The sequence below is a fragment of the Rhodococcus sp. FG69 genome (assembly GCF_057808915.1).
Genome location: NZ_JBMDIX010000033.1, coordinates 16,706 through 31,213, shown reverse-complemented (window position 1 = coordinate 31,213; position 14,508 = coordinate 16,706). Strand labels below are relative to the sequence as shown.

Here is a 14,508-nt window from a genome sequence, read left to right as displayed (position 1 = left end):
GCCGCATGCCCCAGACCGGCCTGACTCGTTGGCGTCCGCTGCCATTTTCCTGCGGTCTCGCACAGTCTCATTCGTCCACCGCAAAGTCGAAGCTTTCTTGCCGGATGGTTTCGTCGACCGACAAACGCGAGACGTCGAAAATCTCCGGCCAGCTGGTGACGATTGCATTGAAATTGAGCGCGTCCTTGGTCCATCCGTTCGCCTCGGCGATGCGAAAAAGTAGATGACCTAACTCTTTGACAAGATCGACGTCGACTGCACCATCCGGGCGGCCGAGCGCGGAGCGCAGAAAGCTACCTGCTGGTTCGATGCCCTCACTGTCGAGGATCTTGATCAGGTGATGTAGGACTTCCCAGCTGCTGATGTGGGCGTCCGTTAGGACGTCGTACTCGTCTGACAAGGAGACGGGGCTCAGCAGCTGTACATTTCCGGCGCGACTGCTCAGTATCTGGTTCCTGTCCATGACCTCGACGCTCGTGTTACGGGCTCTTGCCAAACCGTCTGCGCTACCGAACTTTCCTACGCCGTACCCGTGCTGGCGGTACCAAGCGATCGCGAAACGTGACGAGGCGTCAAAGTCGCCCTCCTGCTCGTTGAGCACCTGGTCAAGGATCTCGTTGATGCGGGCCAGCGCCGAGCGCACTGTCATCTTTGCGCCATCAGGTTCAAGAACGGCGGAGTACCGACTGAACACCGCCATGCCAGGGCCAATGGCTGCCTGGGGTAAGTCGACGGGGGCGACCTGTCCCTGCTGGAGCTTTCGAAGGGCGTCAGGAAGCTCCGCTTCGAGCGTGGCAATGAACCCCCTCCGGTCGGTCGTAGGCCCGCCGTCCTCGCGGGGACGAAGTGACAGCACGATAGACGACGCAAGGGCATTGGCATTCTGCGCCACCATGCGCGAAGAAGTTTCGGTGCGCACCGGCCAGGTTGATGTAATTTCCCAACCGGATCGGATCATTCCTTCGAGAAGCGTCTCCCATCCAGTTGATGATTCTCCCGCCTCATCGGATTCGCTCTGTTTGAACGCGTAGTAGACGGTGATTGGGTAGTCATAATTGGCCGCCGCACGCGCGTGCGCGAACACTTCCCTAAACCCTTTTTCGAAGAAATCTTTCGCTCCAGCTTTACCGTTATGGCGGTGCGGATTCGCGACCAGTTCTTCTGTTTTGGGAACTAGCATTGTGCTGAATAGGCTTGGGTGAATTTCCCTCAAGGAACGACGTAGCCAGACGTAGAAGAAGTCCGAGAGATCCGAGTAGCCGATATTGTCGTAATAAGGCGGATCGGTACTGATTACGACGTTCGCAAACGGCCGGTCCGACGCGCTGGCCTGCTGGATCGTTCCTGCAGCGGTACGTCCGGTACCGAAGGCAACGCCACCGAATGCCCGTTGAGCACCATCGAGCAGAACTTTCCATGATCCCGAGGAATCGCCTAGTGGGTTGCCCTCCGCGTAGTCCCAAACCATCGGAATTGCCTGGCGGGCGAAAAGGTTTCGAGGGCATTCTGCGTTCGGTTCCCACCGGCAGAGGGCATTACCGAGATCGGCCTGTCTGCTGACCGTCATTGCGAGATAAGTGGCGAGTGCATCAGCATAGTCCGTGGTTGCGCCGTCGGCGATCACCTTGGCATGGGCCGCCATGACGAGGTCGCTGAAAGTCGTCAATGCTATCAATTGCCTGTTGGTGAACAGGTCCGACCACTCGTTGAATCCATAGATTGCAATAGTCTGCGGATTCGCAGGTTGCAAACCGTGTGGCGGCAATGAACCAACTGGAATGCTTTCCGGCGTGCCGACATCGGCGGCCTGTTGGTGCTCTTCGGTCGGAGCAAGATATTCGCGACGTCGATTCCCTTCTGTCGCGACTGCCATCAGTACCGAACCAAGTCGGCCGCTCTTTCCTTCTTCACGAACGTAGCGCAGTGGGACGGACCCCTTGCACGCCACGCACGTTGCTGCTGTCCTTGCGATGGTTCCGTCGTCATCGGAGCGTGGTGCCTCTGCTGGGTCGTGACCAATTTCAAACCGAACGCGGCGCCCGCCAGGGGCAGCGCTGTCTGGCACGACGTGTGGCACGACGTATGCTTCTTTGCCTTTCTTCTTTCCGAGCCACCACGACTTCACCAGCGGCATCTCGATGCCACAGGCGGGGTTGGGGCAGGTCACGGTGCGTGTCCAGATCCAGGCAATGACGTTCTTTCCGTCTGCCTTCGGATATAGGTGACCAATTTCTTTCTCGGCTTCGTCACGTATCCATTGGCCGTACGCGCGCACGTCGGCGGCGAGACCCTCAGTCCCTTCCCACATGCGTATCTGTGAGTCCGCGCGACCGGGAAAGATTGGAGGTTGGTCCTTGAACTTGGGGGGAAACTCGACGAGAGCCTTATTGATAAGTACAGCCACAGGATTCAGGTCTGAAGCCTGCGCTTCTAGGCCGAGTCTCTGGGCTTCGAGCGGGATAGTGCCGCCGCCTGCGAAAGGGTCGAGGATCGCGGGCGGCTGACCGTCCGGTGCTGACTTCACGATCTCCGCGTGTGCCTCGGTGAGGAGCTTTTCGTCTCGTACGTTCTCCCATACGACGAGCCGCTCAATAATGCTATGAAGCCGTTCGCGTTCCACACGCTGGGCTTCCTCGGAGGGAAACTCCTCAGGATGTGCTGACGGGTCGTCCACGAGCTGGGCAAAGAGGACTGCGCGTGCCGCGGCAAGGGGGCGACGGGCCCACCACAGGTGCAGTGTCGACGGATGACCGTGACGGACCGACTTTTCCCGCGCCGACGCGCGATTGATCGCTTCGAGAGGAAGCGCAACCTCGATTAGCTTAGGTTTCGTCACTATTCCGCTATCCCTTCGAGGGCCCGACTCGAGTTGTGTCTTATTGCGCTTGCTACCGATCTACGAACCTTAGCCGGGCCTACGTAGGTGCCCGTCATGTCGGTAGGACTGCGAACATCAGAAAGGCTCCTGGCCCTTGTTCCATATTTTGTCCCAGTTACCTCGGATCCCCGTCGCGTCGAAATCGCCGAGATCTGTGGTTGCGAAGGGGTTGTCCAGATAACGGACCTCGTCGAATTGAGCACCGCGCGTGTCGACACGTACAAGTGCCAACCGGTAACGGGGGGCGGAGTTTTTGCCCATGATGACCTCGTTGTGGGTCACGAAGAAATCCTCAGAGCCTTCGATGCGCGCTTTGACCTCGATGCGGTAGGTGTCACCGTTTGGTGCGGTCGAGAGAATATCGAACCCTTTGTTGTTGAAGGCCTGCTCAACAGGGACGCGACCGACGTCGCGCTCGCGCGCCAAGACCAGATCCACACCGCGACGTTCGACCGCTTTGGTCTCCTTCGCGTGCATGGGGGCACTGGATGGAAGTTCACCCTCCACGAGATCGATCGGTAAGACCAGCGCCGCGGTGAGAATTCGTGGAGGCTTGGTGGACATCAACGCTTGCTGGTCCAGTAGTTCCAGGCGCTGTCGTAGCCGGTAGTCGAGCTCCACTGCCTTTCTGTTGAGGCTCTCCGACGATTCCTTCGCCTTGTCACCGGCTTGTTCCTTTTCGGCAGCAACGGCTGCGTCGAGGAGAAGTCGCTCCGACTCGCCTTGCAGGCGACTGGTCACGAGTTCACGGGTCTTTTGGAGCTCTGCTGCTCTGCGCGGTTGCACCTCGGCGAGGTATTCGGGAAGTTGGTGCGAAATGATCCAGCTCGCGGCTTTGTCCTCGGCTTCCGAAAGCCAAGGCATCGATCTAGCAGCGGCGACCGAGGCTACCTCTGGTGCCGCGACGCAGTCGAGGTAGGGAGCTGGGCCCGCCGGTGTGACCGAACCAAGCTGATCGACGTAGGCGTATCCGAATCGTCGAGCGACCGATGAGCCGGTTGCGTCTGCGACTTCTTCCGACACACCCACGAGTAGATGCGGGGCGTCCAGGGTGGAGGAAACCAGCACTGTGCCTGAGGTGAGCGCCGCTCCGAACTTGCGTAGGGCTTCCTCCATCACGGCGTCGTGAAGGGGATGACCAGGAGCGAGAAGGTCGGCACGAGGGAGGTCGTCGGGTTGGACGTGAGGTAGATCGAAGGTCACCCGGTCGTAGCGACTCGCGATGGGGCCCTGCTTGCTCGAGCGTAGAGATGCCGGAACGTTGGCGATCTCGTAGCGCCCCTTTTCGCGTCGAGCGATACGGCCTCCCAGCCGTGTGAAGGCCGCTTTGAACGCCAGTTCGATGTAGTGCGGTTGGAGACGGCGTGCGCGCGCTTCGTCCATAGCTGCCCGGAGAGCAGCCAGATCGGAGTCCGCGAGGTGCTCGGACGCAAGTGCTCGTTCGTCGAGCAGGCCTCTGAGTCCGTCGCCGACGGTGTGGTCGATCACTTCGTGCATCTTGGCTCGGACGTCCGGTTGCTCACCGTATTGGATAGCGTCCATCAACAGGTTGCGCAGCGGGGTGTCGGAGAACGCTTCGCCGAGAACGTCGAAGACTTTGCCACCATACGCTTTTCGTTGTTCTTCGATCTTGTCGAGAAGTCTGGTGAATACCTCGCCTTCACGGGTGTTGGCTGCGACGACGTTCCACAGTCGGCATACCTCCTCCTGCCCGATGCGGTGAATGCGGCCGAAGCGTTGTTCGATGCGATTCGGGTTCCAGGGCAAGTCGTAGTTGACCATGAGGTGGGCAGCTTGGAGGTTCAGGCCTTCGCCAGCGGCGTCGGTGGCGAGCAAGATCTGGCAGGAGTGGTTCTTGGTGAACTCTTCGGTGATCTGGCGCCGTTCGCCTCGGCGTACACCGCCGTGGATGGCTTTGACTGTGTCCGGGCGTCCGAGGAGAGAACCGATTCGTGCGCGCAGGTATTCGAGTGTGTCGCGATGTTCGGTGAAGATGATGAATTTGCGTGGCCGGCCGTTGCGATCGGTGGTGAGCGCATGGTCCTGCAGGATGGTCGACAGCTCGGTCCATTTTCGATCGGTTCCGGCGTCGCGAACTTGCTTGGCTATCCGGGTGAGGTCGGCGAGCTCGAGTAGTTCGGTGTCGAGCTCTTCGACGGTCTGAGCAGCAGTCGCTGCGTCGAGGAGTTCCTCTTCCAGTTCTTCGATCTCTTCGGCGTTGTAGTCGTCGGAGTCGAGGTCTTCGAGGTCGAGGCCCGGTGCTGGCTCGGTGTAGGTGCCGTTGATGATGTCCTGCTTCTTGCGTTCGAGACGTTCGGTCCGCCGAACCAGGCTCTTGTAGATGGCCTCGGGACTCGATGCCAGTCGGCGCTGTAGCACGGTGAGCGCGAATCCGACTGTGTTCTTGCGTTTGCCGCCGACACGTTCTGCGCGGTTCATGCCTTCGCGGACGTAGCTGGTCACGCGCTCGTAGAGGTCGTATTCACCGGCTGTCAACTGGTACGGGACGGTTTCGGCGATACGTTCGGGAAAGAGTTTCTTACCTTCGAAGGTGAGTAGGTCTTCTTTGACCATCCGCCGCATCACACCGCTGGTGTCGGCGGTGACCTTGTTCTTGCCTTCGAACCGATCCTTGTCGAGCAGAGTCAGGAAGAGCTGGAAATCTTCTTCTTTGCCGGAGTGGGGGGTAGCAGTCATGAGCAATAGGTGCCGAGTGATCTCTCCCAGTGCCTCGCCCAGCAGAAAGCGCTTGGTCTTCTGCAGTTTCCCACCGAAGTAGTGCGCCCCCATGCGGTGGGCTTCGTCGACGATGATGAGATCCCATTGGGTTTCCGCGAGCTGTTCCTGAAGTTGTTCGTTACGAGCAAGTTGGTCCATCCTGGCAATCAGCAACGGATTGGAGTCGAACACGTTGAGGTTGACGTTCGCGTCGATCAGTTGGTTCGTCAGCAGGTCGAATCGCAGGCCGAATTTGAAGAAGAGTTCGTCCTGCCATTGCTCGACGAGACCGCCGGGCGCGACGATCAGGCACTTCCGTACGTCATCGCGCAGGATCAGTTCCTTGATGTAGAGGCCGGCCATGATCGTCTTACCGGCCCCAGGGTCGTCCGCGAGTAGAAATCGGAGCGGGGTGCGAGGAAGCAGCTCACCGTAAACAGCTCTGATCTGGTGGGGAAGCGGTTGAACGTCGCTGGTGGCGACGGCAAGCATAGGGTCGAACAGCCCTGCGAGACCGATACGCTGCGCCTCGGCGACCAACTTGAAGTCCGAAGCCGGCGCGTCGAACGGACGACTGCCGCTCTGCGCGACGTCTAGCTGATCCTGGTCCCTCCGAAAGACGACCTGCTGACCGAGTGCTCCGGCCGTGGTCTTGTACGTCAATTCAAGTGCATCCGCACCGTGCCACTGCACTGCAATGACGGTGACCACGTCGGCCGGGATCACTCCAGCCAGACGGAGCCCGGTTTTCAGATTCTCGAGTTGCACGTAAAGGACCTCCAGTTCGATAGCCGGCCCACGCTACTGGACAGGTCTGACAGCACCGTTGATTCGGCACTCGGTTGGGAACGACTTGACGCCACTTCCACCTCGCCTACGTCACCGGTCGCGCTCAATAGTCAGCGATGTCAGCACCTGTCACCTTTCCATCGAGACCATGCCAGGTTGTGGGGTACCACAATCTGGTGATCAGTTCGTGTCGGATGCTCTGCGCATCGGCTCCTCCGAACTGGGCTTTCGGTGCGATCTTCAAACCCGTCTGCTTCTCGATGTCGTCGACGACGACCAAGTTCGAGAAGTACACAGTGGTCTCATGATCGACCCACAGTTTGCCGTTCGGCGTCGCGTCACGGGTTGCTTGTTCCCAGCACAGGAACACACGGGGGCGAGTAGCGAGGTAGGTGAGAATCCAGTCGCCCTTCTTGTAACTTCGGGCGACGTTCCACAGAAACGTCGAATCCGTGCGTCCGGCGCGCACGTCTCGTAGAGCCTGGTCCCACGGGTCGCCCACGCAGATGAACAGTCGTTGCCCGTCGTTGAGCGGTGGGAGAGTCAGCTCCGGTTCGATGAGCACGGCATTCCTCCTAGAACTGCTAGTGGTCGCACACGAACATTCATTCGGCGTTGCTCGAAGTCGACCATTCGTGTCCGCAGTGTCCACAGTGGTACTGCGGGGACAAGTTGTCATCAGCGACGGGATCGGCGGCGTGAATGGACCCCGGGGGCGGGGATTGTGCCGGCAAACCGTGGAGTACTCGTAACGCGTGGTGTCGCTGGCAGTCCGGGCATGGTGGTCTCCATCCGAGAAGCAGATCCATCACCGATGGCCCGAACGGGTTGTGCAACATCGCATGGCAACCACCGCATACGGTGACACCGGCCGCAGGACCGGTGGGAAAGACGAACACATCGAGTTCCGAGATGTCCTCGGACGAACACTGGTGGAGTTGCAGCGCGTCGCGGCCTGCCCAGAACGGTTGGGACGAATAATCTTTGTTGCAGCAGAAGCACTTCCATGGATCGATCAGGCCGTAGCGGCGGGTCAAGTCGGGTTCGACCGCCACTGACCCGCCCGCGCATCCACTGGTGTCTGTGAGGTACCACGGTGTCGGCTGCTGAGCTTCCTCGTCGATCGCGATCAGAAGCTGGCGGGCGAACTCTGGATCGAGAGTGGCCGGCGCCTCGGGGATAGGGCGGTGTAGGCGGGCTTCGAGTGCTGCGACCGATATACCGCGCGTGTAGGGATCTGCGCTGTCCTCCGATTCGAAAGTGCCCTGCTCGGAGTTGCTGGAGAAGACCTCCACGTTGAGGATGGCGCGTTGCCTTCCTGGCACCACGATGACCATGACGTCACCGATGTCCCAGGTGCCGGGAGCCTCCCAGACCAGATCGTTGTTGGCTTCCTCTGCTGTTTGGTCGTCCCCGACGTAGACGTCGAGAGCGTTGCGCCACGGCGACAGCGACACCAGATGGGTTCGGCGGCTGGCAGGATGGCTCATCACTCGAGCATGCCATCAGAGACCGGTTCGTCGCCGGAGCCTGGCTGTGCTCCATAAACTGACAACCTGAGTACAAGTTCGACAAGTGACCGGATGTAGCGTGCTGTCATGGCTGTACCGCCCGACCTTTTCTCGTCTCGTGAAACCCCAGGGCGGGACTGGGTGCTGTCGCAGACGATTCGGTTCGATCCCGCAGATATTCACACAAAGTTGCCCGACCAGCGGATGTGGCCGGCTGAGCTGGATGACCTCGCCGGCGGTGAGGGAAAGTACCGACTCATCGCGCGTCGTGACGTCTTCGCTATCGCCGACAGAGCAGTCCAGGAAGGGTCTTCCTGGGCTATTGCCCAGTTGCATGTCGCATGTATCGCGTGGGGCACCAACCCCGGTCAGCCACTCGTCCGGGCATTGAGGCCCATGCACGAAGCAGGTGTAGCAGACAAGCTCGCCAGAGCGCTGGATCTCGCGCACCGCGACGGACCGGTGAGCGCTTACCGGGCACTGAGCGGCGGTGGACGCTTCAAAGTGCGCTACCTTGCGGCTGGATTCTTCACCAAGCTGCTCTATTTTGGCGGCTACGACACCAAGCCACTGCTCGGGCGACCGCTGATTTATGACAGCAACGTTGTTGCTGCCCTGAACAAATGGACGAGCGACACCTGGAAATCCGACGGGCCGCCTGAGATGTACTCGCGGTACCTGGACTTGGCCGCCGACTGGGCCAGTGAGGCCGGTACCGATCCGGACGTGATCGAGCGGGCACTGTTCGGCAGATGACGACCCTCGATCGTCAGAATTTTCTGGCACCGGTATTGCCGCAGGGAAGACTGCACTCATGAGTGAGAATCTCGGCCGGACCGACGACAACGTTCTGAGCGAGATCGCCTCGACTCTGGCTGCCACCACCAATCCGGTCGAGAGTTGTACGGCCTCGTTGCCCCCTGCTCCAGGCATCTACTGCTGGTGGGCGGACCCCATGACGTTCCCCCTGCTGGGTAGCCCGACCGCAGCGGCGAACGCGACAGACCGGCTGCTGTATCTCGGTTTGGCCTCGAACTTGCGAAAGCGTGTGACTCAGAACCATCTACGACGGAGCGGGAGCTCGACACTGCGGCGAACCCTGGCTGGGCTGCTGATGGACACGGAAACCTACAGCACGCGGCGTACCGACCGAGTGGTGCTCGTCGAGGAAGATGAACGCCGTCTCACCGACTGGATAAGCGTGCATTTGCGGCTGTCCTGGGTCGAATTCGCGCAGCCGGCATTGATCGAAGCAGCGCTCATTGAGCGCCTGCAGCCGCCCTTGAACGTCACGCACACACGGGGGCCCAATCGCGAGATCGTCGATACAGCGCGTCAGCGCTACCGGGAGAGCGCACCACCAGCGACACCAAGAGACTCGTCTACTTGGCCAACGCCGTGATGTCAGAACAGGTCGTTAATATCCAGCTATGCCACGGGTGACAGTGACAAGCGGGGGTGGATCCGCGCGGTACGGATCAAAGTGCCAGGCCTGCGACGGGTACGGCGACATTCGAAAGCTGCGATCTGAATGGCTGTGTATGCCGTGCAGGATGAACAAGACCACGATCCTGACGGCGGGAAACACGGCAGAGCGAAGGAAAGACGCGCAGCAGCAGATCAGTGATCGGCGAGCTGCGAACGCACGCGCTGCAGCGCAGGCCGTGAACGCGTCGAAAGACGGTCCCCTGCTCCGGCGACGGCGCATCGCCGTACCCCAGTATCCCGCTAATGCAAGTAAAACGAGCAGAGCAGCGAGGAAGGCCAGAAATCAGAAGGCCGCAACGCATACCAAGCAGACTGGCGCAGCGAAGCAGCCATCACCGGGGGAATCCACCGGTGGCCGTGTGAACGATTGCAAGCAGACGAAGCGGCAGCCGCTTCGGTCTCAACCCGCTCCGGAAACTTTCGAGTCAGCTCGAACAAGGTTGCAACAGAAGTGGAACGGGCGACTGGACTAACGCCCGATGAGTCATACCGAGCCCCCGTTTTGTCATGCGATCTTCGTCGGCCTGGGCCGAATGCAGTCGAGGTAAGCGCCTACGGTGGTTTGACCGCGGATCGGCAGGGCCGGCTTCTCGGACCGGGGGCGAACGTCCACTAATGATCGCGCTCGGCCGCTGGAAACCGCGTGTATGACCACGCATCTATCCGTGGCCTGCATCCCTTATTTGATCCAGCTGTGTTTCTTCGTCGATGATGGCGATACCCTCGGACTCCAGAATTCCTACGACATCGATCGATGTCTCGCCGTCGTCCCCAGGAACTGCGTGTTCAGGCTCCCCGTCGATCACGATTGGCGGTATCGCGCCACCCTTTTCATAAAGAAACCTCTCGCGGTAAGCCCAGAATGCAGCATCCGCAACGTCGTCGATCATCTTCCAGTTCAGGACCGCCCCGATCCCGATACCGGCGAACGGAACGAACTGACCAAGCTTCTTCTTGGTGAGCTTCTGGGTGAACTGTCCTGCGAACTTTTGGGCGACCTTGACCAGCAGCTGCTGATTGAGCTCGCGCCATGCCATATTGGTGGCCAAGCTCCGTGTCAGAATTGCAAGCTGCTGATAGGCAATCGCTTTCGCCGATGGCGTAACCGCAAGACCGAGTCCGATGACCTGCATCATGAAGACTTCTTCGGCGGGGTCGAGGGGGTCGTATCCGTAGTAGAGCGCATCGTGAGCAGTAACCCTGCTGCACAGGGTCAGGACAGCGGCAGCATCCACGCCCATCGCAGCTGCGATGGTGCCGAGCCCTGGTGCGGCCGCGGCCCCGGCTCCTGCGACGGCGCCCACAGTGGCAATCGCTTGCCCGCCGCTAACCGCGAATCCAGCTGCGGCACCCTCCGCTGCGGCGGAGGCCGAGTAGGTGTAGTGCAATCGTTTGAACGACGCGACTTTATCGATCGCATGCAGGTCCAGCTGGCGGATGTCGTCCAGGTGCTCGACCGAGTGCCCCTTGTTGGCGTACGCACGGATGACGCGCGTTTCGGAAGTCGTCAGTTGGCCAGTCCGGGTCATTATTTTGCCCGCCCCCTCGGCCACCGACTTGAGGGCGGCGGCTCCGCCGTCGCGAACTTTGGCTGCGCCCGGGGTATCAACAGCTTTGACATAGATACGGCGACCCCTGTCTTTCACGGACTCTGGGACGAACCGGCGTGGCGACCGGCTCAGCTCTCGTTCGCGATGCTCACGCACCTTCTTGAGCTGCAACTTTTCGTACTCCGACATCACCATGTGTGCTCCTCAGCGCTCGCCTTATTTAGCGACATCACAGCATGCCTGACTGACAAAGCGACGTGCGGTAGGGACGATGGGCCGGTCAGAGCGTCAGATGCTTGGGTGAGCGCCAGCCGTCGGGCACGTAGGCGATGGTCAGGGGTGCGTGGCCGGGCCAGTTTCCGTCGATGTCGGCGTTGCTCATCGGTCCGGTCTCGCCGTCGAGCAGCACACGCATGTGCGGGTCGCAGTGCCGGAGCCACCAGTTCGACATCGAGGTCGGATCGTCGGGTGAGCTGCGTGCCTCCTCGAACGCCCACCACAATGCCTTGAGCCGCGAGACCACTTCTTGGTGTCGCCACCAGCAGCGATCCCAGGACAGACCGCGTCCGGGTTTGTCGTCGATCTTGCGGTTGATGACCTGGCTGAGGTACTTCTCGACGAAGTCGTCGAGCCGCAGGAAGGCGGGTGCGGGCAGCTCCTCGGCATCTTCTCCGACTGGGAGGGGATGCTCCTGAGGCAGGTCGGCGAGATCCTCCGCGATCCACCCGTCCGGGGCTTTCTCGCACGCCAGCGGCCCGTATCCGCCCCAGGTTCCAGCATCGTCTGCTCCGCTCATCGGGCCGGTGACGCCATCGAGCAACATCCGCAGATGTGGCTCGCAGTGCTCGACCCACCATCCCGACATTGCGGCGCGATCCTCGACGGAGCGTCTCGCTGATTCCCACGCCCACCACAGGGAGGTCAGTCTCGCGACGACCTCGTCGTGCCTCCACCACCGGGCATCCCAGGTCAGACCGTGCCCGGGCCGGTCGCTGATACGCCGCTGGATCACCCGGGCGAGGTAGTCCTGCACCCACTCGTCGACCGAGGTGTAGGCGGGCTCGATCTGCGGTTCGTCGTCGAGATCGAGATCGTCGAGGGCGAATTCATCGTCCATCGATGCTCACCACCCGATCCCAGCTCTGTTCTTCGTACTCGTCAACCTCGTCGTCGTAGTCCTGGACGTAGTCGACGTTGAACGGTCCGTCGAGCAATTCCTTTGCCTGCTCTGCGGATCCGCTGTATTCGATGATCGAGTCCTTGATCATGGCGGCGTCTTCGGTGTCGGTCCACCAGACCTTTTTGATCAGAACGGGCGGGTTCTCGGGAAATACCACGATGGCCCTCGATTTTGGGAGGGCGGCGAGTTCGTTGACCGGGAGGATGGGCCGTTCCTGCCAGCTCTGGGAGGTGCTGCGGTTGCCTTGGCCGCTGCTGCGGGTAGTCGATTGCACTTCGTGCGTACCGATTTGGTCGGACAGGTCGCTGAGGTACTGCTTGTCCTTGATGTTGCCGCCGTAGAAGTGCACGGCTCCGGCGATCATCGAGTCGAACTCGTCCCGGCCCCACACCCGTGCACCCTGCTGCGGTGATTGGAGGATGGCGATGGGGATGATTCCCCGGCCACCGAAGTGCGAATACTGGTCTGGGAGTTGGCGCAGCAGAACGGTGTTGGCGGCTTCGTCGAGCACGGCCACCAACGGCACGTCGAGACGCCCGCCTTGGGTGGTGACGGTCGGCTGCCACAGCCGGTCGGGCCACCACCGCGGCGTCTGCTTGTCGTAGGTGCGGGCAGGTGTGCGCGAGGCCAGGGCTGCTGCTTCGTCGAAGATCTGCCCAACCAGTGCGGTGGTCAGCGGTGCGGCCGAGTCCGGTCCTTCCAGCGACAATGCGTACAGGGTGTCGGTGCTGGCGACGAATGCGCGCGGGTCGAACTCGATCCGCTCGTGCAGCGGTTCTCCGAAGCGGGTGTTCACCTGCGGTGGTGCGGTTCGGTCGGTGGCGTCGACCTCGATGATCGCTCGTGCGGGCGGCGTGACTGCGCCGGCGTATTCGTCGTCGGAGAGGATGTCGAGGAATCGGCGGGCCATGTCGAACAGGCCGTCGCGCTGGCGATCGGTGAGACCCTGGGCTTCTTTCACACGCGCGGCGGCACGAGTTTTGCCGAACGCGGCGAGGATCTGCGCGGGTGTGTCGTCCTGGTCGCGGCCGAGCCAACCGACGGCGTGCAGCAGGTCACCGCCTGCGGACGCAGCTGCCAGGCAGTAGAGGGCGAGGAGTTCCTGCGCGCCGCCGTCGAAGTATCCGTCGGTCTTGGCGTCCTTCTTCGTCGACGCCGAGACGAAGAACGACGCGAGCTTGCGGGCCTGGGCGAGGGTGGTGACGTGTTTGAGCGGGTTCCACCAGAAGCTCAGATGCACCGATCCGCTGACCGCCTGCAGGTCGAACACCCACACTTGCCCGTATCGTTCGCGGCCGAGGCGGGTGGCGACGTACAGGTCGGGTTTGTTGCTGGTGACGATGGTGGCACCGGGCGCTGCCAGGGTCGCTCGGACGGCGAGGGCAACGGTCTTTCCCATGCGGGTTCCGGCCAGGGCCACCATCACCATTTCCCAGGACAGGTAGACCGGTCTGTTGCCGGCAACGGTGACCCCGAGCAGGAAGCCGAAGGAGCGGGGATCGGCCTTGTCGAATTGAGGCACGAGGCGCTGTGACTCGCGCGGTGAGGTGCCGCGGAGTTTGCCGGGCGCGACCATTGTCCGGGCGGCGCGGTCGACTTCGGTGCGGCCTTTGCTGCGGCGCACAGCCATCGGCACCGCGACCGCCCCGGCAGCGAGCACGAGCGCGACGGCGATCACCGTCGATTGCCATGGCCACGGCCGACTGCCGGTCAGGGAGTCGAAGACACCGACGATCGGGTTGCCACTGGGGTCGCCTCCGGAGAGGAATGTTCCGGCCCACCACGAGAGCACCAAGGTCGACACGACGCCGACGAGCAGAACCAGCAGGACGGCCTGGAGGATGTTCTCGTTCGATCTCGTTCCGGTTCCGGATCTGCGTGCCTGTGCCATCAGAGCACCCACCGCACTGCGAGCGGCGATGTCGTGTTCAGTGCGGCCTGTTTCATCGGAAGGTCCTTCGGTTCGTCCAGCACTGAGGCAGAGATGGTCGGTCGAGGCAGAGGGTCGAATGAGAAGTTCTCGAGTGGGTAGTCGTCGAGTGGATAGCTTTGGCGCGCTGGTGCGCGGGTCCAGAACACGCGGCACAGTCCCGCGGCGCCGAGCACGGCCATCGGGGTGATGTAGCTCAGTGCGTCCATTTGATTGGTCGCGGTGATCAGAGTTCGGGCGACGGCGACGGCCGCTCCGAGAACACCTGCGGTCAGGAGCACGGACGCGGTCCGTGCCCACAGGTGTCGGCGCGACCAGAGCGGTATCGCGACGGCGGCGATGATCACCGCTGCCACGGTGTTGGTTCCCATGGCTGAGATAAGTTCGATCGGTGTCGGTTCAGGGCCGATATACCCGGTGGGGTCGATGTGGCGCATGTCGGTCGATGTCCTTTCGTCGAGCAT

Annotated in this window: 10 protein-coding genes; 2 read left to right on the top strand and 8 right to left on the bottom strand. The window is 61.4% G+C overall.

The features are described from left to right. Positions 1–67 precede the first annotated feature (67 nt). The 4 genes from ACODSO_RS21980 to ACODSO_RS21965 form a co-directional block, all read right to left on the bottom strand. On the bottom strand, positions 68–2,839 hold the full coding sequence (locus tag ACODSO_RS21980) for a DUF1156 domain-containing protein (RefSeq protein ID WP_489038835.1): 2,772 nt from the start codon (positions 2,837–2,839) through the stop codon (positions 68–70). Between the two features lie 114 nt (positions 2,840–2,953). Continuing rightward, positions 2,954–6,364 carry a helicase-related protein gene (locus tag ACODSO_RS21975; RefSeq protein ID WP_489038791.1) on the bottom strand — a complete coding sequence of 1,137 codons (3,411 nt, stop codon included), beginning with the start codon at positions 6,362–6,364 and terminating at the stop codon, positions 2,954–2,956. Between the two features lie 124 nt (positions 6,365–6,488). Then, on the bottom strand, positions 6,489–6,950 hold the full coding sequence (locus tag ACODSO_RS21970; RefSeq protein WP_489038790.1) for a hypothetical protein: 462 nt from the start codon (positions 6,948–6,950) through the stop codon (positions 6,489–6,491). Between the two features lie 40 nt (positions 6,951–6,990). Then, on the bottom strand, positions 6,991–7,875 hold the full coding sequence (locus ACODSO_RS21965) for a hypothetical protein (RefSeq protein ID WP_489038789.1): 885 nt from the start codon (positions 7,873–7,875) through the stop codon (positions 6,991–6,993). A 108-nt stretch (positions 7,876–7,983) separates the two neighbouring features. Between ACODSO_RS21965 and ACODSO_RS21960 the strand changes: the two genes are divergently transcribed. Next, entirely contained in the window at positions 7,984–8,652 is a 669-nt protein-coding gene (locus ACODSO_RS21960; RefSeq protein ID WP_489038788.1) for an 8-oxoguanine DNA glycosylase OGG fold protein, read from the top strand. A gap of 58 nt (positions 8,653–8,710) precedes the next feature. Further along, positions 8,711–9,298 (top strand): GIY-YIG nuclease family protein, encoded by a 588-nt coding sequence (locus ACODSO_RS21955; RefSeq protein ID WP_489038787.1) that lies wholly within the window; start codon positions 8,711–8,713, stop codon positions 9,296–9,298. Positions 9,299–10,043: 745 nt separating this feature from the next. Here the strand turns inward: ACODSO_RS21955 and ACODSO_RS21950 are convergent. From ACODSO_RS21950 to ACODSO_RS21935, 4 genes are all read right to left on the bottom strand, one after another. Next, entirely contained in the window at positions 10,044–11,129 is a 1,086-nt protein-coding gene (locus tag ACODSO_RS21950) for an EcsC family protein (protein WP_489038786.1), read from the bottom strand. Positions 11,130–11,214: 85 nt separating this feature from the next. Next, the gene (locus ACODSO_RS21945) at positions 11,215–12,051 is read right to left on the bottom strand and encodes a DUF4913 domain-containing protein (protein ID WP_489038785.1); all 837 of its coding nucleotides are present in this window, start codon (positions 12,049–12,051) and stop codon (positions 11,215–11,217) included. Then, the gene (locus ACODSO_RS21940) at positions 12,041–14,005 is read right to left on the bottom strand and encodes a type IV secretory system conjugative DNA transfer family protein (protein WP_489038783.1); all 1,965 of its coding nucleotides are present in this window, start codon (positions 14,003–14,005) and stop codon (positions 12,041–12,043) included. The genes ACODSO_RS21945 and ACODSO_RS21940 overlap by 11 nt, the downstream gene beginning before the upstream one ends. Beyond that, a complete protein-coding gene (locus ACODSO_RS21935) occupies positions 14,005–14,481 on the bottom strand; it encodes a hypothetical protein (protein ID WP_489038782.1) in 477 nt (158 codons plus the stop codon). Before ACODSO_RS21935 ends, ACODSO_RS21940 begins: the two co-directional genes overlap by 1 nt. Positions 14,482–14,508: the final 27 nt, after the last annotated feature.

Coding starts and splice junctions, on each gene's coding strand:
- ACODSO_RS21945 (WP_489038785.1), bottom strand. CDS start 12,051: ATGGACGATGAATTCGCCCTCGACGATCTCGATCTCGACGACGAACCG.
- ACODSO_RS21955 (WP_489038787.1), top strand. CDS start 8,711: ATGAGTGAGAATCTCGGCCGGACCGACGACAACGTTCTGAGCGAGATC.
- ACODSO_RS21940 (WP_489038783.1), bottom strand. CDS start 14,005: ATGGCACAGGCACGCAGATCCGGAACCGGAACGAGATCGAACGAGAAC.
- ACODSO_RS21965 (WP_489038789.1), bottom strand. CDS start 7,875: ATGAGCCATCCTGCCAGCCGCCGAACCCATCTGGTGTCGCTGTCGCCG.
- ACODSO_RS21935 (WP_489038782.1), bottom strand. CDS start 14,481: ATGCGCCACATCGACCCCACCGGGTATATCGGCCCTGAACCGACACCG.
- ACODSO_RS21960 (WP_489038788.1), top strand. CDS start 7,984: ATGGCTGTACCGCCCGACCTTTTCTCGTCTCGTGAAACCCCAGGGCGG.
- ACODSO_RS21950 (WP_489038786.1), bottom strand. CDS start 11,129: ATGGTGATGTCGGAGTACGAAAAGTTGCAGCTCAAGAAGGTGCGTGAG.